At 74.3% G+C, this 21,427-nt stretch carries 9 protein-coding genes; all 9 read left to right on the top strand.

What is annotated here, in order from left to right; all coding sequences use genetic code 11:
* Positions 1–9: 9 nt before the first annotated feature.
* The 9 genes from B7C62_32930 to B7C62_32890 all read left to right on the top strand — a co-directional run bounded on the left by B7C62_32930 (position 10) and on the right by B7C62_32890 (position 21,387).
* Positions 10–1,368, top strand: a complete 1,359-nt coding sequence (locus B7C62_32930) for a hypothetical protein (protein ARF76557.1) — start codon at positions 10–12, stop codon at positions 1,366–1,368.
* Entirely contained in the window at positions 1,365–7,439 is a 6,075-nt protein-coding gene (locus B7C62_32925) for a hypothetical protein (protein ID ARF76556.1), read from the top strand. The genes B7C62_32930 and B7C62_32925 overlap by 4 nt, the downstream gene beginning before the upstream one ends.
* A complete protein-coding gene (locus B7C62_32920; protein ID ARF76555.1) occupies positions 7,432–8,607 on the top strand; it encodes a hypothetical protein in 1,176 nt (391 codons plus the stop codon). The genes B7C62_32925 and B7C62_32920 overlap by 8 nt, the downstream gene beginning before the upstream one ends.
* A 37-nt stretch (positions 8,608–8,644) precedes the next feature.
* Entirely contained in the window at positions 8,645–14,647 is a 6,003-nt protein-coding gene (locus tag B7C62_32915; GenBank protein ARF76554.1) for a hypothetical protein, read from the top strand.
* Positions 14,640–15,443, top strand: coding sequence for a hypothetical protein (locus tag B7C62_32910; GenBank protein ID ARF77482.1), 804 nt, complete (start codon positions 14,640–14,642; stop codon positions 15,441–15,443). Before B7C62_32915 ends, B7C62_32910 begins: the two co-directional genes overlap by 8 nt.
* Positions 15,444–15,531: 88 nt before the next feature.
* Positions 15,532–16,524, top strand: coding sequence for a hypothetical protein (locus B7C62_32905; GenBank protein ARF76553.1), 993 nt, complete (start codon positions 15,532–15,534; stop codon positions 16,522–16,524).
* A gap of 137 nt (positions 16,525–16,661) precedes the next feature.
* Positions 16,662–17,861, top strand: coding sequence for a hypothetical protein (locus tag B7C62_32900; protein ID ARF77481.1), 1,200 nt, complete (start codon positions 16,662–16,664; stop codon positions 17,859–17,861).
* Positions 17,567–19,669 carry a hypothetical protein gene (locus tag B7C62_32895; GenBank protein ID ARF76552.1) on the top strand — a complete coding sequence of 701 codons (2,103 nt, stop codon included), beginning with the start codon at positions 17,567–17,569 and terminating at the stop codon, positions 19,667–19,669. The genes B7C62_32900 and B7C62_32895 overlap by 295 nt, the downstream gene beginning before the upstream one ends.
* Complete coding sequence (locus B7C62_32890) at positions 19,666–21,387, top strand: hypothetical protein (GenBank protein ARF76551.1); 1,722 nt, start codon at positions 19,666–19,668, stop codon at positions 21,385–21,387. Before B7C62_32895 ends, B7C62_32890 begins: the two co-directional genes overlap by 4 nt.
* Positions 21,388–21,427 lie beyond the last annotated feature (40 nt).

Genomic DNA, 21,427 nt, shown 5'->3' with positions numbered 1-21,427 from the left:
AGCAAGCCCATGGAGTCGCTCTCCCTTCAGGACGCCGAACGGCGCTTCGGCGCCGGGAGACCCGAGACGCGGGGGCTGATCTGCGTCGTCGGTGCGGGCCCCAAGGCGCTGGCCACCGCGGCCAAGAGCCAGGTGCTCAGAGAGCTGGGCGTGGACGCGCCCCGGGTGCTGGTCGTCGAACCCTACGACGTCGGTGCCAACTGGACGGCCGTCGGCGGCCGTACCAACGGCCGCCCCCGGCTGTCCACCAGCCCGGAGAAGGACCTGGGGTTCCCCTACGCCTCCCGGGGACACGGGGCGGAGATCGACGCCGCGGTCAACACGCGGATGCAGGAGTTCTCCTGGACGGCGTTCCTGGTGTCCTCCGGCCGCTACGCGGCCTGGGTCGACGCCGGACGCCCCAGCCCGCGCCACGTGGACTGGGCCGCCTATCTGCGGTGGGCCGCCGAGAACATCGACTTCCCCCTGGTCAGCGGCTGGGTGCGGGGGCTGGAGACCTCCGGCGGCCAGTGGGAGGTCACGGTCGAGGGCAGTGCCGGAGGGTCTGCCGTCCTGTGGGCCGACCGCGTCATGATCAGCGGCCCGGGCCCGCACGACGGCCGGCTGGCGAGCGACGCGGTGTGCAGCATCGAGGAGTTCTGGCGGCTCGGTCTGGACACCACTCTGGTCGACCCCAGCGTCGCCGTGGTCGGCGGCGGAGAGACCGCCGCCGCCGTCGTCGAGGACCTGATCCGCCAGCACTCGGGGCGGACCACCGTGATCAGCCCGTACCCCGTTGTCTTCAGCCGTGGTGAGGGCTTCTTCGAGAACGCCCTCTACTCCAGCCCCGAACGCTGGCGCGAACTGCCGGAGCGGGACCGGCGCGAGGTCATCGCCCGGACCGACCGGGGGGTGTACTCGCCCCGCGCCATCGAGGCGATCGCGACCGAGGCGGCGGTGCTGTACCAGCAGGGCACCGTCACCGCCGTGCGCCGTGCCGGCGCCCAGGTGGAACTGACGCTGCACAACCCGGGCCGGGCCGAGCACACGTGCCGGTTCGACGTGGTCATCGACGCCACCGGGGCCCGGCCCGACTGGTTCCTGGACCTGCTGGGGAACCGGGCCCGCGCCGCCCTCGCGGCCGTCGTCGGCGACGGACCGGAGACCGCGGAAGCCCTGGAGCGGCTCATCCGCGTGGACCTCTCCGTCGACGGCCTGCTGCCCAAGCTGCTGCTGCCCACCCTCGCCGCCTACGCGCAGGGCCCCGGGTTCGCCAACCTGAGCTCCCTGGGGCTGCTGTCGGATCGCGTCCTGGCGGCGGACCGGAGCACTCCCGCGCCCACCGCACGGCCGCAGATCTCCCTGCCGGAGGGCGGCAAGCCGGTATGACACAGACCGAACAGGCGACCTCGCCGCAGGGCCGCCAGGACATCGCCGTCGTCGGCCTCGCCTGCCGGGTGCCGGGCGCCGACACCCCCGACGAGCTGTGGCGCCTGCTGGCCGGGGGCCACCGCCCCGACGGCCGCGCGCCCGAAGGCCGCTTCGCGACTGCGGAGGTACCGGCCGATGTACGCGCACGGGTCGCACAGGGCTCCTACCACCCGGACGCCGGGCGCTTCGACGCCCGTCTCTTCCACATGTCCGACCGGGAATCCGCCGCCATCGACCCCCACCAGAGGTGGACCCTGGAGCTGGCCTGGGCCGCGCTGGAGGACGCCGGCCAGGACCCCTCGGCACCGCGCGAGCACGGCCTCGGCGTCTTCGTCGGCTCCATGGGCGCCGACTGGGCGATGGAGCACGCCGCACGCCGCCGCGGCGCCGTCGGACCGGGCACCCTGGCCGCCACCGCGCCCTCGATGATCGCCGCCCGCGTCTCCCACGCCTTCAAGCTGCACGGCCCCAGCGTCGTCGTCGACACCGGGCAGTCCTCCGCACTGGTCGCGGTCCACCATGCCGCGCAGGCCATCCGGGCGGGCGACTGCGCCGGAGCGCTGGTGACCGCCGTCAACCTCAACCTCTCCACCGAGAACGCCGCCGCCACCGCCTCGTTCGGGGGCCAGTCGCCCTCCGGCCGCGCCACCCTCTTCGAGGACGACGCCGACGGATACGTACGCGGCGAGGGCGGTGCGGCCGTCCTGCTCCGCCCCCTCGCCGACGCGCTGCGCGACGGTGACCGGGTGCACGCCGTGCTCCGGGGCAGCGCCGTCACCCACGACGGCTCCGGCACTCCGCTGGTGCCGGACGCCCGGGCGCACGCCCGGACCATCCTGCGGGCCTGCGCCGCCGCGGGGGCCGCCCCGGGGGACGTCGGCTTCGTCGAACTCCACGGCACCGGTACCCCGGTCGGCGATCAGGCCGAGGCCGACGCCCTCGGCCAGGTCTTCGCCCGCCCCGGCGGCACCGGACCCGCTGTCGGCTCGGTCAAGACCACCGTGGGCCATCTGGAGGGCGCGGCCGGACTCCTCGGCCTGGTCAAGGCCGTGCTGGTGGTCGCCCGGGGAACGGTGCCGGGCACGGCCGGGCACCGGGGCGGTGCCCTGGCCCGCCGCCTCGCCGACGGCGGCATCACCGTGCCCGCGTCCTCCGTGCCGTTGCCGCCGGGAGCCCTCGCCGGTGTCAGCTCGCTGGGGATGGGCGGCACCAACTGCCATGTGGTGCTCGCCCCGCCACCGGTGCCCGCGGTCCTCTCCTCCGGGGCGGCGGCGCCCGCCCCGGAGGCCGTCCCCGTGACCCTGTCCGCGGCCTCCCCCGATTCACTGCGCGCCACCGCGGCCGCCCTGCGCGACTGGGCCGAGGCGCGGGGGGAGCTGCTGGACCGTCCCGGAGCCCTGGCCTCCGTGGCCCGTACCCTCACCACGCGACGCGCCCGGCTGTCCGAGCGCGCCTCCTTCACCGCACGCTCGGCCGCCGAACTCACCGGCCGCCTCGACCGGATCGCGCGGGGCACCCCCGGGCGGTCCGTGCACAGGGGCGCCGGGGCTCGTACCCGTACGGCCTTCCTCTTTCCCGGGCAGGGCGCCCAGCGGCCCGGCATGGGCGGCGGACTGCTCGAACTGCCCGGCTACGCGGCACGGTTCGACGCCGTGGCGGCCCATGCCGACCCGCTGCTCGGCGTTCCGCTGCGCGAGCTGATCCGGGTCCGCGACGGGGCACCGGAGGACCACCCGCTGCACGACACCCGCTACACCCAGATCGCCCTGTTCGCCCACGGGGTGGCGCTCAACGGATACGCCGAGGACCTCGGTGTCCGGGCCGACGCCCTGGGCGGCCACTCGGTCGGGGAGCTGATCGCCGCCCATGTCGCGGGCGTCCTCGACCTGGCCGACGCCGTACGGCTGGTGGTCGCGCGCGGTGCCGCCATGGCCGGGGCCGAGCCCGTCGGCGCGATGGTCTCCGTACGAGCGGAGGAGAGCCAGGTGCGGGAGACGCTCGCCGCCCTCGGCTCCGAGGTGGAGATCGCCGCTCTCAACGGGCCCGCCTCCACGGTCGTCTCCGGGGACCGTGGTCCCGTGCTCGCCTGCGAGGAGGCTCTTCGCGCCCGTGGGTACCGCACCCGGCGTCTTCCCGTCAGCCACGCCTTCCACTCCCGGCACATGGAACCGGTGCTGGAGGAGTTCCGCGCGACCGCCGCCGCGGTCACCTACCGCAGCCCGGCACGTCCGGTGCTGTCCAACCTGAGCGGGCGGTTCGCCTCGGGCGGGGACCTGGTCACCGCCGACTACTGGGTACGGCACATCCGCCACACCGTCCGCTTCGGCGACGGCCTCGCCACGCTGCGGGCCGACGGCATCGGGCTCTGCCTGGAACTCGGTCCCACCCGGACGCTGACCCCCTTGGTGAGAGCCGCGGAGGAGGACGGCGCCGACATGGCCGCCGCCTCCTTCGGCCACGAGGAGGGCTCCGAGTACGCCGCCTTCCTGGACGCGCTCACGCTCGCCGGGTCCCACGGCCACACCGTACGGTGGCATGCCCTGCCGGGTATGGGCTCCCCCGGCTGGACCCCCCTGCCCACGTACCGCTTCACCGGAGGCGACCACGGCTCCGGCGGGCGGACCACGGACGCGCCCCGCCCGCCGGGGACATCCGCCGGAGCCGCCGGGCCGACGGACGGGGCGCCGCGGGACCCGCTGGCCCTGGTGCGTACGGTGATCGCCGAGGTACTGGACATCGCCGACATCCACACCCGGTCGGCCGACACACCGCTCGCCGACCTGGGGGCGACCTCGCTGGGCGGCCTGGAGCTGCGTGCCGAACTGGCCTCGCGCACCGGCCTGAACCTGGCCGCGTCGCTCGTCTACGACCACCCCACCCCCCGGGCGCTGGCCGAGCACATCGCCGCCCGTCTCGGGCAGGGCCACGGCGAACCGCCTCGCCCCCCGGCCCCCGTACGACCGGTGCGGCGCTCCACCGGCTCGGAGCAGGCGTCCGATCCGGTGGTCATCGCCGCGACGGCCTGCCGCTATCCCGGCGCGGTGTCCTCCCCCGAGGAACTGTGGCGACTGGCGTCCTCGGGGCCGTACGCCGTCGGGGCCTTCCCCGACGACCGGGGGGAGCACTGGTCCGACGAGCGGATACAGGTGCGAGCCGGCGGCTTCCTGACCGACGTGGCCGGCTTCGACGCCCCCTTCTTCGGCATCTCGCCGCGCGAGGCCCGCGCCATGGACCCGCAGCAGCGCATCATGCTCGAGCTGTGCTGGGAGTCGCTGGAACGTGCCGGGATCGACCCCCACTCCCTGCGCGGCACCGAGACGGCGGTGTTCCTCGGAGCGATGGCGGGCGACTACGCGCAGGCCGCGTACGAGGCCGGTGACGAACTGGGCGGACACGGGCTGACCGGCACCTCCGGCGCCGTCCTCTCCGGGCGTGTCGCCTACCACCTGGGCCTGACCGGACCGGCGCTGACCGTCGACACCGCCTGCTCCTCCTCTCTGGTCGCCCTGCATCTCGCGGTCCGCTCGCTGCTGCAGGAGGAGTGCTCCATCGCTCTGGCCGGCGGGGTCACGGTGATGTCCACGCCCAGGATGTACCGGGATTTCCAGCGGCTCGGCGGACTGTCCGCCGACGGCCGCTGCCGCCCCTTCTCCGCGGATGCCGACGGCACGGTGTGGAGCGAGGGTGCCGGTGTGGTGGTGGTGACCCGCCGCTCCGAGGCGCGCCGCCGGGGCCTGCCCGTACTGGCCGTCGTCGCGGGCAGTGCCGTCAACCAGGACGGCGCCAGCAACGGCTTGACGGCACCCAGCGGTACCGCGCAGCGGCGGGTCATCGAGCGCGCGCTGGCCGATGCCGGCCTGCGCCCCTCGGACATCGACGCCGTGGAGGCGCACGGAACGGGGACCGTGCTGGGCGACGCCGTGGAAGCGCAGGCCCTGTTCGACAGCTACGGCGCGCACCGGGCAGACCCGGACCGCGCTCCGGCGGCCGGCCCGGGGCCCCTCCTCATCGGCTCCTTGAAGGCACTGACCGGCCACACCCAGGCGGCCGCCGGAATCGGCGGGGTCATCACGGTCGTCGAGGCACTGCGCCACGCCGAACTCCCGGCGACCCTGCGCGGGATCGAGCCGACGCCCAAGGTGGACTGGCCGTCCGACACCGTACGGGTGCTCACCGAGCCGGTCCCGTGGCCGCGGGGCGGCCGGACCCGGCGGGCCGCGGTCTCCTCCTTCGGCATGAGCGGCACCAACGCCCACCTCATCCTCGAAGAACCCGGCCCGGACCCGGCCGCGGACCGGAGTCCGGGGCTCCGGCCGGAATCCCCTTCGCCCCGGGCTCCCCTGCCGTTCGTCGTCTCCGCCGCCTCCCGGGAGGCGCTCGAAACCCAGCTGGGCAGACTGGGCGGGGCGCTGGCCGAGCCGGGCACGGAGCTGTCGGAGGCCGCTCGCACCCTTGCCACCCGCCGGGCCGCGCTCCCGCACCGGGCCGCCGTCGTCGCGCACGACCGCGCCGGACTGCTCGCCGGCCTGGAGGCGGCGCGGACCCGGGCACCGCTGGAGGGTGTGGCACGTGGCGTCGCGCACGGCGAGTACGCCGTGGCCTTCGTCTACCCCGGCCAGGGCTCCCAGTGGCCGGGTATGGGCAGGCGGTTGCTGCGGGAGAGCCCGGTCTTCGCCCGCGAAGTGGACCGCTGCGCGGACGCCTTCGCTCCCCACGTGGGGTTCTCCGTCACCCGTCTGCTCGCCGGGGAGGAGCCGGCCGCTGTCGCGAACTCCCTGGAGGGCGTCCAGGTGGCGCTGTTCACGATGATGGCCGCGCTCACCGCGCTGTGGCGGAACGGCGGAGTGGAGCCGGACCTGGTGCTGGGCCACTCCCAGGGGGAGGTGGCGGCGGCCTACGCGGCCGGTGCTCTGTCCCTTCAGGACGCGGCCGCCGTGGTCGCCACCCGGGCGCGGTCGCTCTCCTCCCTGGCGGGTACGGGCGCCATGGCCGTGCTCGGCCTGGACGAGGACGCGACCCGGCGGCTGCTGGCCGAGCGCGGTGACGGCTCCGTGGAGGTCGCCGTCTGCAACGGTCCGGGCAGCACCGTGGTCTCCGGGCCGTCACAAGCCGTCGCCGAACTGGCCGACCACTGCGGGCGCTCGGGAATCCGCACCGTCACGGTCGCCGTCGACTACGCCTCCCACTCCGCAATGGTGGAGCCGGTGGCCCGCACGCTGACCGACCGGCTCGCCGGAATCGTGCCGCGCCCGGCCCGCACCCCCTTCTTCTCCACCACCCGGGCCGAGTGGCTCACCGGCACCGAGGTGGACGCGGGGTACTGGTACGAGAACCTGCGCGGCACCGTCCGGTTCGCGGATGCGGTGGCCGCCGTCAGCGGCAGCCGCCCCACCGCGTTCGTCGAGGTCAGCCCGCACGAGGTGCTCACCGCGCCGATCACCGCGGTGCTGGACGGTCTCGGGGAGCGGCCCGCACCCGTCGTCGGCAGCCTCCGCCGTGACGAGGGCGGCTACCGCGACTTCCTCGCCCGGCTCGGCCATGCCTGGGCCGAGGGCGTCCCGGTCCGCTGGGCCGACGCGTCGCCCGGAGGGCCGGAACCCCGTCCGCAGGACGGCACGGGGACCGGCAGGGCCGCCGAACTGCCGCCCACGCCCTTCCGGCACCAGCGGTACTGGACCCGGACGGACGCCCCCGTCCGCCCGCTCCGGCCGGGCCCTCCGCCACCGCCCGCCGCCGGGACCGCCCACGGCCCGGAGACGGCCCCGGTGGACGCAGAGGCAGCCGTACTGGCCCGGATCACCGAGGTGCTCCAGCTCCCCGTCGGCCGGGCGGCCGAGGAGGGAGACCGGTCCTTCCGGGACCTGGGGCTGGACTCGCTGACCACGGTCGATCTGCGTCGCCGCATCCGGGATTCGCTCGGTGTTCCGGTGCCGATCGATGTCTTCCGGACGCACGACACCCCGCGACGGCTCGCCCGCTGGGTGCGGGACCACCTGACCACCACCGAGGAGGAGCGGCGCGATGCCTGAGACAGCACCACGATGGACCGAACTGACCGCGGCCGACGCCGCGTTCACCGAGGAGCAGCTCCCCGGCCTGCTCGACCGGCTGGCCGGGTACCCGCTGGCCGAGCTGGAATCGGCCGGCAGCCCGGTCCTGTCCCTGTTCCGCGAGGCGGGCGGTCCCGGGCTGCTGATCCCGGCCCGCCACGGTGGCCTGGGCCTGGACTGCGGCGGGGCGCTGCGGGTGCAGTCCGCGCTCGCGACCCGCTCCCCCTCGCTCGGTGTGGGCACGATGATGCACCACCTGGCGGTGGTCTCCTTCGTGGAGTACCTGCGCGTCCATGTGGGTGACGACGCGCCGCAGTGGTCGCTGCTGGCCGCCGTCGCCCGCGACCGCCGTCTGCTCGCCTCGGCCTCCTCCGAGGCCCGCCGGGGCGACGACGCCCTCGTGCCGCGGACCACCGCCACCGCCGTCGCGGGAGGGGAGGAGTTCCTGCTGAGCGGCGCCAAGAAGCCCTGCAGCCTGGCCCGTTCCATGGACATCCTCACCACCAGTGTCCGGGTGTGCTCCGAGGACGAGCGGAACGGTACGGTCGCCCTGGCGGTGATCCCCGCCGGCCTGGACGGAATCCAGGTGCGGCCGTTCTGGAACAGCCCCGTGCTGGCCGCAGCCGAGAGCGAGGAGATCGTCCTCGACGACGTGCGGGTGCCCGCCGTGATGCTGCTGCCGGGAGGACACCCCGAGCGCGGCATGGACGAGCTCCAGACCCGGGCCTGGATCTGGTTCGAGATCCTCGCCTGCGGCACCTACCTGGGCACCGCCCAGGCGCTGTTCGACCGGGCCGCGCACGCCTCGCGGACCGATCGCCGGGCGCTGGGGGAGGCCGCGGCCGATCTGTACGCCTGCCGGGCCGCCTGCGCCGCCGCGGCCGAGACCTTCGACACGGGCGCCTCCGCCGAGAAGGCCATGGCCGCAGCCCTGCTGGCCCGGCTGCACGTGGAGGAGCGCCTGCCCGAGCTGTGCTCCCGGCTGGCCCGGCTGCTCGGCGGACTCGCCTTCGTCACCGGCCCGGACCCCGCCTATCTGCTGGCCGCCGCCCGGGCCCTGGCCTTTCACCCGCCCGGCCGGGCGCCCGCCGCCGAATCCGTCGGCAGGCATCTGGCCGGCGAGCCGCTCGACCTTTCCATCTTCTGAGGAGCGCAACTGTGTCACGTCATCGTTCGGAGGCAGAGTGACCATGGGCATGCCGATAGCTCATCTGGTGCTGCGGCTCCGGGGCGAAGTGCCCGCCGGGCACTGGGCGACCGTCGCTGCCGGGGGCAGCCGCCCCGCCGCGCACACCGTCACCGCCGACCTCTCCGGGAAGGAGCCGGCCGCGGCACTGTCCGCCTTCCGGGAGTTGCAGCGGGAGCAGTGGCACGACGCGCTGTCCCGCCCGGACGGCGACTGGACCCTGCGCGTGGTGCGGATGCCGGCCGGCCCCGCGGAGCCCTGGGAGACCCATCTGGTCTCGGTGGCCGCGTCCCGTTCCACGGCCACCGCCCACCTTCCGTACGCGGCGGCCACCGCCCTGTGCGCCGGGCTGAGGGAGGGCTCGCCGTCCGCGGCGCCGGACCCGGTCCCGGGTTCTTCGGCCGACCCCGGTGCCCCGCCCCGGCCCAGGTTCGCCGAGCGGCGGCGCGTCCACGCCGCCGTACCCGATCGGGTCCCGGCGGAGCGCCTGCTCTCCTGGCTCTCGACCCTGATGCCGGCGGCCTCGCCGGGAGACGTCCGCGACGCCTCCGACCACCTCACCGAGGCACCCTGGCACACAGCGCACGGGGCCGACCCCGAGGGCGGGTCCCTGCTGCTGGTGAACCGGTCCTGGGGACTGGACATCGCCGAGGACGCCGCCGGTCCGGGCCGTACGGTCACCGTCGAGGAGCACAGCGAGGACCCCCGGCACGCCTACCCGCTCGCCGTCGAGGTGCGCATCGGGGACGACGGCGCCCGTACCGCCGTCGTCGACCACGACGTCACCGCCGTTCCCCGGGCCGACGCCGACCGGCTCGCCGCGCGCATCGTCCGGGGCGAGTCCCTGCCCGCGCCGGACGCCACGCCGCTGCCCGTCCGCATCGCCCGCCGGATCGCCGGAACACCCGACTCCCCCGCCGTGATCCGGGGCGGGAGCCGCATGGACTACCGGGCGCTGGGGGAACGCTCCGCCGCACTGGCCGGGCTGCTGCGGCGCCACGGCCACGGGCGCGGCAGCGTCATCGGGGTCGCGCTGCCCCGTTCGGCCGACGCCGTCGTCGCGATCGTCGCGATCCTCCGGATCGGCGCCGCCTATCTGCCGCTGGACCCCTCCTACCCGCGCGACCGCCTCGGCTACATGGCCGGGGACTCAGGGGTGCGGACCGTGCTCGGCGACCGCTCCACCCTGGCCGCCTACCCGGAGCTCACCACCATCGCGGTGGACGCACCGGACTCCACCACCGGCGCGAGCACGGCCGGAGCCGACGAGCACTGGGCGCGGACCGGGCCCGACGACGCCCTGTACGTGCTCTACACCTCCGGGTCGACCGGCACCCCCAAGGCCGTGGTGCACACCGTGGGCGCCATCGGGAACCTGGTGGACTGGCACAGCCGCACCGCCACCGCCGAACCGGACGGCCGGGTCCTGCAGTTCGCCAGCCTCAACTTCGACGTCGCCAGCCAGGAGATCCTCACCGCCCTGGCCGCCGGAAAGTGCCTGGTGCTGCCGGAGGACGAGGAGCGCACCGACCCCGAGGCGCTGGTGCGGCTGCTGGCCCGACAGCGCGTCACCGAGTACTTCTGTCCCCAGGTCATGCTCCAGGAGGTGTGCCGCGCCGCGCGGGAGACCGCCACCGCGCTGCCCGACCTGCGGCACATCTACCAGTCCGGCGAGCCGCTGGTGATGAACGACTGGATAGCCCGTTTCCTGGACGCCAATCCCCGGGTCACCCTGCACAACCACTACGGCCCCACCGAGACCCACGTCATCACCGGCTTCCCGCTGTCCCGGGGCGGGCGCGGCCACGCGCGCGGCCCGGTCCGGCTGGGCCCGCTCCTCGACACCTGTTCCGCCTATGTCCTCGACGAGCGGCTGCGGCCGGTGGCGGTGGGCGCGGTCGGCGAACTCTACGCGTCCGCCCGGCAGCTCTCCCGCGGCTACCTGGGGCGTGCCGCGATGACCGCCGAACGCTTCGTCGCCGATCCGTTCGGCCCTCCCGGCTCCCGCATGTACCGCACCGGGGACCTGGTGCGGCTCCTTCCGGACGGGCAGCTCTCGTACGTCGCCCGGGCCGACTTCCAGACCAAGATCCGCGGGCACCGGGTGGAGCCGGACGAGGTCACCGCCCGTCTGCTGGACGCGCCCGAGGTGGCCAACGCCGCCACGGCGGCCCGTACCACCGCGGGCGGTGCCAAGGTGCTGGTCTCCTACGTGGTCCCGGCCGCCGGTCCGGCCCCGGACCTGGCCGACCGGCTGCGCGACCGGCTGGCCGCCGCGCTCCCCCCGTATCTGGTGCCGTCCGCCGTGGTGCTGCTGACCGCGCTGCCGCTGACCCCCAGCGGAAAGGTGGACAAGGCGGCGCTGCCCGAACCCGAGGCCGTCGCCGGGCCGTCGGTCCCCGCCGACGTGGGCGGAACCGTCGGGGAGGTCTCCCGCATCTGGGCCGAGGCCATCGGGACCGGTGAACCCGGCCCGGATGACGACTTCTTCCAGGTGGGCGGCAGTTCGCTGGCCGCCATCGCGGTCATCGCCGCCGTACGGGGACGGCTCGGGGTCCGTGTCGGCGTCCGGGACATCACGGCCCACCCTCGGCTGCGGGACTTCGCCGCCCTGGTCGACAGCCTTTCCCGTGACGTCCGGGAGGACGACGGCGGGCTCACCCTCGTCGCACGCCCCGACCTGCGCTTCGAACCCTTCGACCTGCTCGACCAGCAGCAGGCGTACCTCGTCGGCCGGGGCAGCGACATCGAGGGCGGTGGCGTCGCCTGCCACCTCTATCTCGAGTACGAGGGACGCGAGGCGGCCGGCCCGGGCGACACGGGCGGCCTCGACGTCCAGGACGCGGAGCGGGCCCTGCGCCAGGTCATCGGGGCCCACGACATGCTGCGTACCGTCTTCGACGAGAACACCATGACCCAGCGGGTGCTCCCCGCCGCCGACGTGCCTCCCTACCGCTGCGAGACCGTGGACGCCGTCGCCGACCCGGCGGCAGCCGATCACGTGCGTCACCGGCTCTCCCACGAGACCCGTCCGCCCGGCGTCTTCCCGCTGTTCAGTGTGGTCTTCGTGCGGCTGCCGGGTGGACGGCTGCGGATGTGCGTGAGTATCGACGCGCTGCTGGCCGACGCGCGGGGAGTCCAGGTGTTCTTCGACTCCTGGGCCGCCGCGTTGCGCGGCGAGGCCGCCGTACGCCCCGGGACACCCTCGTTCCGTGACTACGTCACCACCGTCGCCCGTATCCGCGACACCCCCGAGTACCGGCGGGCCGCCGCCTACTGGAACCGGCGGCTCGACTCCCTCCCCGAGGGGCCCCGGCTGCCGCGGCGCGGCGACCCGGACATGTCCGGCGGCGCCCCGGTCTTCGTCAACCGCCGCCATGTCGTCGACGCGGAGCGGTGGTCCCGGGTGTCCCGGGCCGCCTCCGAGCGCGGCCTCACCCCCACCGGGGTGGTGCTGGCCGCCTACGCCTGGGCCCTGGCCCAGTGGGCCGACGAGCCGCGCTTCGTCCTCAACGTGCCGCAGATGAGCAGGCACCCCGTCCACCCCCAAATGGACGACGTCCTGGGCGAGTTCGCCTCCTTCACCCTGCTGGAGGTCGACACCTCGGGCGTCCTCTCCTTCGAGGAACTCGCCGCCCGGATACGCGACCGGCTGGTGAGCGACCTGGACCACCGCCATTTCAGCGGCATGGATGTCACCCGTGAGCTGATCCGCCGCCGGGGCGGTGTCACCGGGGCGCTCGCCCCCGTGGTGATGACGAGCGAGCTCGGGGTCGGCGACGGCGTGGACCGGGTCCTCGACGGCAGGCTCCACGAGACCTTCGCGCTCAGCCAGACCCCACAGGTCTGGATGGACCTGCTGCTGCGGGAGCGCGAAGGGGCCCTGGTGCTCAACTGGGATGTGGTCGAGGAGCTCTTCCCGCTCCCCGTGGTGGACGGTGTCTTCCGTCTGCTCACCGGGCAGCTGGAAGCCCTGGCCCGTGACGGCTCCGCCTGGTCGGCCCGTCCGCTCCCCGCTCTCACCGCGGAGGAGGCCGGGCAGCGGGACCGGGGACCGCACCGCGAGCCCGCCGGTGTCCGGCCGCACACCGTGATCGCCGAGCTGGCCGCCGCCGATCCCAGCGCACCCGCCCTCGTCGACGGCGGACTCACCGTGACCAGGGGCGGACTCGCCGCCGCCTGCCGGGCGGTGGCCGAGGCCGTCGGCGCGGCCCGTGGCACGTCGGCCTCCCCGACCGAGCCGGTCGCGGTGCTGCTGGAGCGCGGCTGGCTCCAGTACGCCGCCTGCCTCGGCGTGCTGGAGGCCGGCCACCCCTATCTGCCCCTCGACGACGAGATGCCGCCCGAACGCATCTCCGCCGTCCTGCGCCGTGCCGGTGTCCGCCTGGTCGTCACCGACGCGTCGACCGCCCGGATCGCCGGGCTCGCCGCCCCGGAAGGCGTGCGGGCCGTGGACGTCTCCGCGGTCCGGCCGGACGCCGCGCCGCCGGACGGCCCCCCTCCGGCCGACGGGCGGGGTCCGGAGGATCTGGCCTACGTGCTCTTCACCTCGGGGTCCACCGGCGAGCCCAAGGGGGTGCCGATCACCCTCGGCGGGCTGGCCAACTGTGTGGAGCACACCATCGATTCCTTCGGGCTGACCGCCGGCGACACATCGCTGGCCCTCGCCTCGCTCCACCACGACCTGTCGCTGTTCGACCTGTTCGTGATCCTGGGCTCCGGAGGTACGGCCGTCCTGGCGGGGCGCGGCTGCGCCACCGATCCTCAGGAGTGGGCGCGGACCGTCGCCCGCCACCGGGTGACCGCGCTGTGCGCGGCCCCCGCCGTGGTGGAGATGCTGCTCGACGGTGCGGGGGACGGGCCGGACCTGGAGTCCCTGCGGCTGGTCCTCACCGGTGGTGACTGGGTGCCCCGCCCGGTACTGCGCCGCCTGCGGCGGGCCGCGCCCGAGGTGCTGCCGGTGAGCATCGGCGGCCCCACCGAGACCACCGGCTGGAACATCTGGCACCCCGTTCCCGACCCGGACGCCGATACCGGCGCGTGGACGACCGTCCCGTACGGCCGCCCCATCTCCCGTACCCGCTACCGGGTCGTCGGCGACGGTCTCACGGACCGCCCGGAGTGGGCGACGGGCGAACTGCTGGTCTCCGGAGTCGGGGTGACACCCGGATACCTGGCCGGGCCCCTCGACGCCCGCGGTCGCCACTGCACGGACCCCGCCACCGGCGAGACCTACTTCCGGACCGGCGACCTGGGCCGGTGGCGGGACGGCCTCATCGAGTTCATCGGCCGCAAGGACGACCAGGTCCAGATCCGTGGTCACCGGGTCGAGCCCGGAGAGCTCGCGTCCTTCCTCAACGGCTGCCCCGGGGTACGGCGGTCCGCCGTGCTGACCCTGCCACCGGGCGAACGGCACGCCGTCCGGGGGCTGGCGGCCTTCGTGGTGGTCGACGGCGACGCCGACCACCTGGAAGCGGCCGAGGCCGTCCGGGCCGCGACCTGGCGGGGGCTGCCCGCGCATCTGCGCCCGCAGCGGATCGTCGTCGTGGACACGCTGCCCACCACCCGCAACGGGAAGGTGGACCGCGAGGCGCTGGCACGCCGGTACGAGCAGGAGCAGGCCGGAGCCGGTGCCGCCGCGCCGGAGGGAACCCCGGCGGAACCGGAGGACGCCCTGCGGTGGCTGGTACGTGAGATCTGGTCACGCCATCTGGGCGGTGTACCGGTCGGCCCCGAGGACAACTTCTTCGCGCTGGGCGGCGACTCGCTCACCGTCTCCCGCGTGGTGGTGGAACTCCGCGAAGTGCTGGCCGGTGCGCGCATCCGCCCCGGCGGCGTCTTCGCCACCCGCAGCGCCGACGAGTTCGCCGCTCATCTGCGCCGGACGGAGAAGGACCCCGACCGGCTGGCGGAGATCGCCGAGCTGTACCGGGAGGTCTCCACGATGAGCGACGACGACCTGGACGCCTACCTGGAGGAGGGCTCCCATGCCGATGGCTGACTCGGCTGCCGAAGCGCGCCGGGACCGGCCGTGCGCCCTGATCACCGGGGCCAGTTCGGGTCTCGGGGCGGCCTTCGCCGACCGGCTGGCGCGGGACGGACACGATCTGGTCCTGGTCGCCCGCGACGCCGGGCGGCTGGCTGAGGTCGCCCGGCGGGCCGAGGAGCGCCACGGGGCCAGGTGCACGGTGCTCCCTGCCGACCTCACGGCCGCCGCCGACCGGCGGAAGGTCACCGAGCGCATCGAGGAGGGCGTGGACTTCCTGGTCAACGGCGCGGGCTTCGGCGTCTCCGGAAGCTTCTGGCAACTGGACCGGAAGGTTCTGGAGGAGCAGCTCGCCGTGAATGTGACAGCGCCTCAGGAATTCACCCACGCCGCGGTGCGGACCATGCTCGACGGCGCCGGCGGCACCGTGGTCAACCTGTCCTCCATCACCGGCCTGATCCCGGGCAGGGGGTCCACCTACGCCGCCTCCAAGGCGTGGACCCGGTACTTCTCCCTGGGGCTGAACGAAGCCCTGCGGGGGACCGGAACACAGGTGATGGTGCTGTGCCCGGGCTTCGTGCGCACCGAGTTCCACGCCCGTGCCGGAATCGATGTCCGCCAGGTCTCCGAGGGCTGGTGGATGGACCCGGACGACGTCGTCGACCGGTGTCTCGCGGACGCGGCGCGCGGACGCCCGTTCTCACTGCCGGGACTGCGCAACAAGGTCTTCATCGCGGCGGTGTCCCGGCTGCCCAGACCACTGGCCCAGCGTGTCAACCGGATGCTCGGCAACGCCGGCGCCCGGGCGTGACCGCACCACCCACCGACCACCGCCCACGCGGGAATCCCCTTGCCGCACCCTGCGGCAACGCACCACTACGAAAGTGAAGAACCCCAGAATGAGAACTCGCAGAGCCTTCGCCGCAGTCGCGCTGGCCCTTCCGATCCTGCTGACCGCCTGCGGCGGCGGCGACCCCGCGCCCGCGAAGGCCGCCAAGAGCCAGAGCGAACCGGCCCTCCGTGAGATCACCCACGACCTCGGCACCGTGAAGGTGCCCACGAAGCCGAAGGCCGTCATCGCCCTCGACGAGGTCGCCGGGCTGACCCTGCTCTCCTTCGGCATCAAGCCCGAAGCGGTCTACCTGGCCAGCGCGCAGCCCCGGGCCCAGGAGATCCTCACCGCCAACGGGGTGGAGCTGCGCAAGATCGAGGTCGGCAAGACACCCGAACTGGAACAGCTCACCGAGGACTCGCCCGACCTGCTGGTCGGTACGGGTGCGGCCGGGGCCACCGGGCAGAACTACAAGAGCCTCAGCCGCCTGGCGCCCACCGTCGTTCTGCCCATCGAGGGCGAGTGGCGCGAGATCGTGCGGCGGACGGCCGGCTTCTTCGGGGAGGAGGAGACCGGCAAGCGGCAGATCACCGCGGCCGAGACCGTGCTGGGCGAGGCCGCGGACGCGGTGAAGGGTGAGCGCACCCTCTCCCTGCTGGGCAACTCCTTCGGTGCCAACGACTTCACCATGCCGCCGCACGTGCCCATCTCCACCCTGATCGCCGAGGCCGGCTTCACCCGCCCCGTCTTCCAGCAGAAGAAGGTGGAGGGTTACTCGGTTCCGCTGTCGGACGAGTACCTGCCGGAGCAGGACGCCGAGCTCATCGTCATCCCGCGCGGCGAGTTCTACACCCCGGACGCACTGACCGACAAGCCGTCCTTCACCGCCACCGGAAAGGTCGTCACCCCGGACGCGGACGTCTGGTTCGGCATGTCCGGCTTCGCCTTCTACGCCTCCGCCCACGACCTGCGCGCGCTTGCCTCCGGCAAGGGTGAGCTCAGCTCGGCCGACAACATCCAGAAGATCTGGGCCGCCTACCTGGAAGCCACCGGGGTCTGACTCCGGGAGCCGCTGCACCGCAGCGGACACGCGGTGCCCCCGTCGACCCGGGGGCACCGCGCCACCAGCCGAGACGACAGGCCGAGGAGACACAGCCGGCGATGGCCACCGACACCACGAAGAGAAGGAGCGCGGCGATACCGCTGTGGCTCCCCGTGCTCTTCCTGACCATATTCACCTTCTACACCGACGATCATGTGATCGCGGGCATCCTGCCCGAGATCGCCGCCGGCCTCTCCGTCTCCGAGGCGATGGCCGGCCAACTGGTGACGGTCTTCTCCCTCACCATCGCCGTCGTCACTCCGGTGGCCGGCCTGCTGCTGGCCTCCACCGCGCGCCGGACTGTGGTGATCGCGGCCCTCGCCGTGTTCACCCTCGCCAACCTCGCCGCGACGGCCGTCGACCACTACGCCGCGATGGCCGCACTGCGGATCGCCGCCGCCCTCGCGGCGGCCGCCGCCACTCCCCTGATCTTCGCCGTCACCGTGGAACTCGCCCCTGAGGCCAGACGCGGACGCTACCTGTCCGCGCTCGCCGTCGGGGTCACCGGCTCCATCGCCTTCGGTGTCCCGCTCGGAAGCTGGATCGGCACCACCTGGGGCTGGCAGGCCACCTTCGGCGCGATGGCGGCCTGCGGCGCGGTGTGCCTGGTGCTGGTGGCCGTGTCGCTGCCCGCCACCGCGCCCAAGCCGCCCCTGCCCATCCGCCGGCAGCTGCGGGCACTCGCCGCCCGGCCCATCCTCCTGGCCCTGACCGGCGGCGGCCTGGCCATCATGGGCTCCGTCATGCTGCTCACCTACCTGGTGCCCTTCCTGGAAGGGGTGCTCACCGAGCCGGACGGCGTACGTGCCCTCGCCTTCGCCGTGCTGGGGGCGGCGGGCACCGTCGGGGTCTTCATGGGCGGCTGGGCCACCGACCGGCTCGGCCCCGACCGCACCATCCGCTGGGGCCTGGGCGTCTTCACCCTGCTGATGGTGGCTCTCGGGACGCTGTGGCTGCTGCGCCCCGTCCCTCCGGCGGTGGTGCTCGCGCTGATCGCCCTGTGGGGCGTCACCGCCTACCTCAGCGCGCCCGCCGTGCAGACCCGGTTGCACGAGGTGGCGGGGGACCTCACCGCGCAGGCCCTGGCCCTCAACACCAGCTTCGGATACCTCGGCATAGCCATCGGCGGTGCTCTGGGCGGTGTGATCGTCGCCCACATCGGCGCCGGCTGGCTGCCCGCCGCCACCGCCACCGCCTCGGCGCTCGCCCTGGTCCTGATCACCCTGGCCTTCCGCGGCCGACGCGCGACAGACGCCGACCCCAGCCCGGTCCAGCAGGACGGAGCCGCCCGGTGAACACGCCTCCCTCGGGCCCGGCACCCGTACCCACCACCCTGGGTGCCCTGCTGCGCCCCGTCCTCGGCCGGCTCGTCCTCACCGCGCTGTGCTCGGCGGTGGCCGCCGCGGCCTCCGTGGTGCCGCTGGTCTGCCTGGTGGAACTCGCCCGTATCCTGCTGCCCGGCCTCACCGGAGATCCCATCGACGAGGGACGGGCCTGGACCGCCGTCACCGTCGCCGCCGCCGCGCTGGCCCTGCGGCTGGTGCTGCTGCTGGGCGCCTCCACCATCTCCCACCTGGCCGATGTACGGCTGGGGTCCCTGCTCCGCCGCCGGGTCGTCGGGCACCTGGGCCGTGTTCCGCTGGGCTGGTTCACCCAGCGGAACTCCGGCCTCGTCAAGAAGGCCGTCCAGGACGACGTCGGTTCCCTGCACCATCTGGTGGCGCACTCCGTCACGGAGCTGACCACCGCGGTGGTGGTACCGGCCGTGATCGTCGGCTACCTCCTGCTGTCCGACCCGTTGATGACCCTCATCACCCTGGTCCCGGTGGCGGCCGGACTGCTCGGCCTCAGGATCGCCACCCGGGGCACCACGGAGAAGCTCATCGAGTACGCGGGTTCCCAGGCGCGCCTCGGGTCCGTCGCCGTGCAGTTCACCGACGGCATCACCGAGGTCAAGACGTTCGGCACCCTCGGCCGGGCCCACGACGCCTACCGGGAGGCCGCCGAGGAGTTCGACGGCCTCCACCGGGACTGGATGCGCTCCAGTTCCGCCGGGGCGACCTTCATGGAACTGGCCCTCTCGCCGATGACCCTGCTGCTGACCACGGTGGTCTCCGGGGCCGCTCTGGTCCACTCCGGACACCTCGGCGCTCCGGCGGAGCTGCTGCCCTTCGTCGTCCTGGGGCTGGCGATACCCGCGCCGGTACTCGCCGTGGGCTTCAACTACCACGCCCTGCTCGCGGCCCGGGGCGCCGCCGCCCGGGTCCGGGAGATCCTCGCCGAGCCCGTCCTCCCCGCCCCGGTCGAGGCCGCGGCGGCACCGGACGCCGACGCCACCCTGCGTCTGGAGTCCGTGGACTTCGACTACGGCGACCGCACCGTCCTCCGCGGCGTCGACCTGACGCTGCGCCCCGGAACCATGACCGCTCTCGTCGGTGCCTCCGGGGCGGGCAAGTCGACCCTCGCCAAGCTGGCCGCCCGCTTCCACGACCCGTCGGCCGGACGGATCACCCTGGGCGGCACCGACCTGCGGGCGCTCTCCTTCGAAGACCTCTACGCCCACATCGGCTTCGTGTTCCAGGACACCACGCCGCTGGGTGTCTCCGTCCGGGACAACATCCGGCTGGCCCGCCCCGGCGCCGACGACACCAAGGTCCTGCGCGCGGCCGCCGCGGCACAGCTCACCGAGGTGATCGAACGCCTCCCCCGAGGTCTGGACTCCGTCATCGGCGACGACGCCGTCCTCTCCGGCGGCGAGTGCCAGCGCATCGCCATCGCCCGTGCCATCCTCGCCGACCGGCCTCTGCTCGTCCTCGACGAGGCCACCTCGGCGGTGGACCCCGACAGCGAGGCGGCCATCCAGCAGGCGCTCAGCGCGCTGAGCGCGGGCCGGACCCTCCTGGTGATCGCCCACCGGCTGCACACCGTACGCGGTGCCGACACCATCGTGGTGCTCGACGACGGCCGCGTCGTCGAACAGGGCACCCACGACGAGCTGTTGGCGAACGGCGGCGACTACGCGGCCCTGTGGGCCGCCCACCGGGGCGGCGACGAGCTCCACCGGCCCGACGACACCACCGAAAGCGAGCTGTCGAACCGATGATCCGCTCCCTGTTCGCCCTGCTCGACCCCCCGGGCCGCCGCCGGCTGCGGGCCCTGCTGATCCGCGTCGGCGCGGCGGCGGTACTCCAGGGGCTCGCCGGATGCACCCTCATCCCCCTGCTCGGCGCCCTGTTCAGCGACGACCGGGACGCGGTGTGGACCTGGGCCGCGGCCCTGGCCGGCCTGGTGCTGGCCCACCACGCGGTGCTGCTCCGCAACCACCGCCACGCCGGTGAGCTCTCCAGCGCCCTGCTGCGGCTGCTCCACACCCGGCTGGGCGAAGCCCTGACCCGTATACCGCTCGGATGGTTCGCCGAGGGGCGCGCCGCGACCGTCAACCGGCTCGTCACCAAGACCGCCCTCGACGTGGCCACCGCCCCCGCCCACCTGGTGGCCCCGGTGGTGGCCGCGGTGGTCACCCCGGCGACCATCGTCGTCGTCACCCTGGCCGTGCAGTGGCAGGTCGGGCTCGCCCTGCTGCTCGGCGCCCCGTTGCCGCTGCTCGCCTACCGCCTCTACCTCCGTGTCATCGAGCGCGTCGAGAGCACCTGGGAGGCCGGCACCAACCGCGCCTCCGAACGGGTCCTGGAGTACGCGCGACAGCAGCCGGTACTGCGAGCGTACGGCGGCGGTGCTCCCCTGGACCGGGCCCTCACCGAGCAGGACGCGGGGGCCCGGAGCATGGTCCTGGGCAACTCGGCCGCCACCGCGCCGCTCTTCCTGGCTCTGCAGGCGGTACTCACCGCGGTGCTGGCCCTCACCGTCATGCTCGCCCTCGGCGGCGAGGGCGACATCGGGATGCTCATCGCCGTGATGGTGCTGGCCGTACGTTTCGTGGAACCGCTGACGGCCGTGGCCGAGGTCGCGGGCGGCCTGCGCATCGCCGCCGTGGGGCTGCGGCGCTTCCGCGAGGTCCTGGACACCCCGCCGCTTCCGGAGCCCGACCGCCCCGCCGCTCCCGGGCCGCCGTCCGTGGAGTTCCGCGAGGTGGACTTCGGCTACACGCGGGACCGCACGGTCCTGCGCGCGCTGTCCTTCCGCGCCGAGCCCGGCACCCTGACCGCGCTGGTCGGGCCCTCGGGCGCCGGGAAGTCGACCGTGCTCTCCCTGATCGCCCGCTTCCACGACGCGGACAGCGGCACGGTACTCGTCGGCGACCGGGACGTACGCGAGCTGGGAACGGAACGGCTACTGAGCCACATCGCCCTGGTGTCCCAGCATCCGTACCTCTTCGAGGAGTCCATCGCCGAGAACATCCTGCGTGCCCGGCCCGGTGCCGGTCCCGACGAGCTGGACCGGGTGGTCCGCCTGGCCCGCGTCGACGAGATCGCCGCCCGGCTGCCCGACGGTCTGGGCACGCGCGTGGGAGAGGGCGGCGCCACGCTCTCCGGCGGCGAGCGCCAGCGGGTCTCGATCGCCCGCGCCCTGCTCAAGGACGCTCCGATCGTGCTGCTGGACGAGGTCACCTCCTCGCTCGATGCCGTGAACGAGCGGCTGGTCCAGCAGGCCGTCACCCGGCTCGCCGCCGACCGCACGGTGCTGGTCGTCGCCCACCGGCTGGAGACCGTCGAGAACGCCGACCACATCCTGGTACTGGACGGGGGCCGCATCACCGAGTCCGGCTCCCACGAGGAACTCCTGCGGCTCGACGGCGTCTACAGCCGTTTCGTCGACTGCCGCCGCCAGGCCGCCGCCTGGCGTCTCACCAGCGCCGGATGAGCCCGCCCGGTCCTCCGGCCGGCCCGGAACCCCAACCCGA

The sequence above is a fragment of the Kitasatospora albolonga genome (assembly GCA_002082585.1).
GTDB lineage: Bacteria > Actinomycetota > Actinomycetes > Streptomycetales > Streptomycetaceae > Streptomyces > Streptomyces stephensoniae.
The sequence above is the reverse complement of the archived record's forward strand: the minus strand, read 5'-3'. Positions and strand labels throughout refer to the sequence as shown.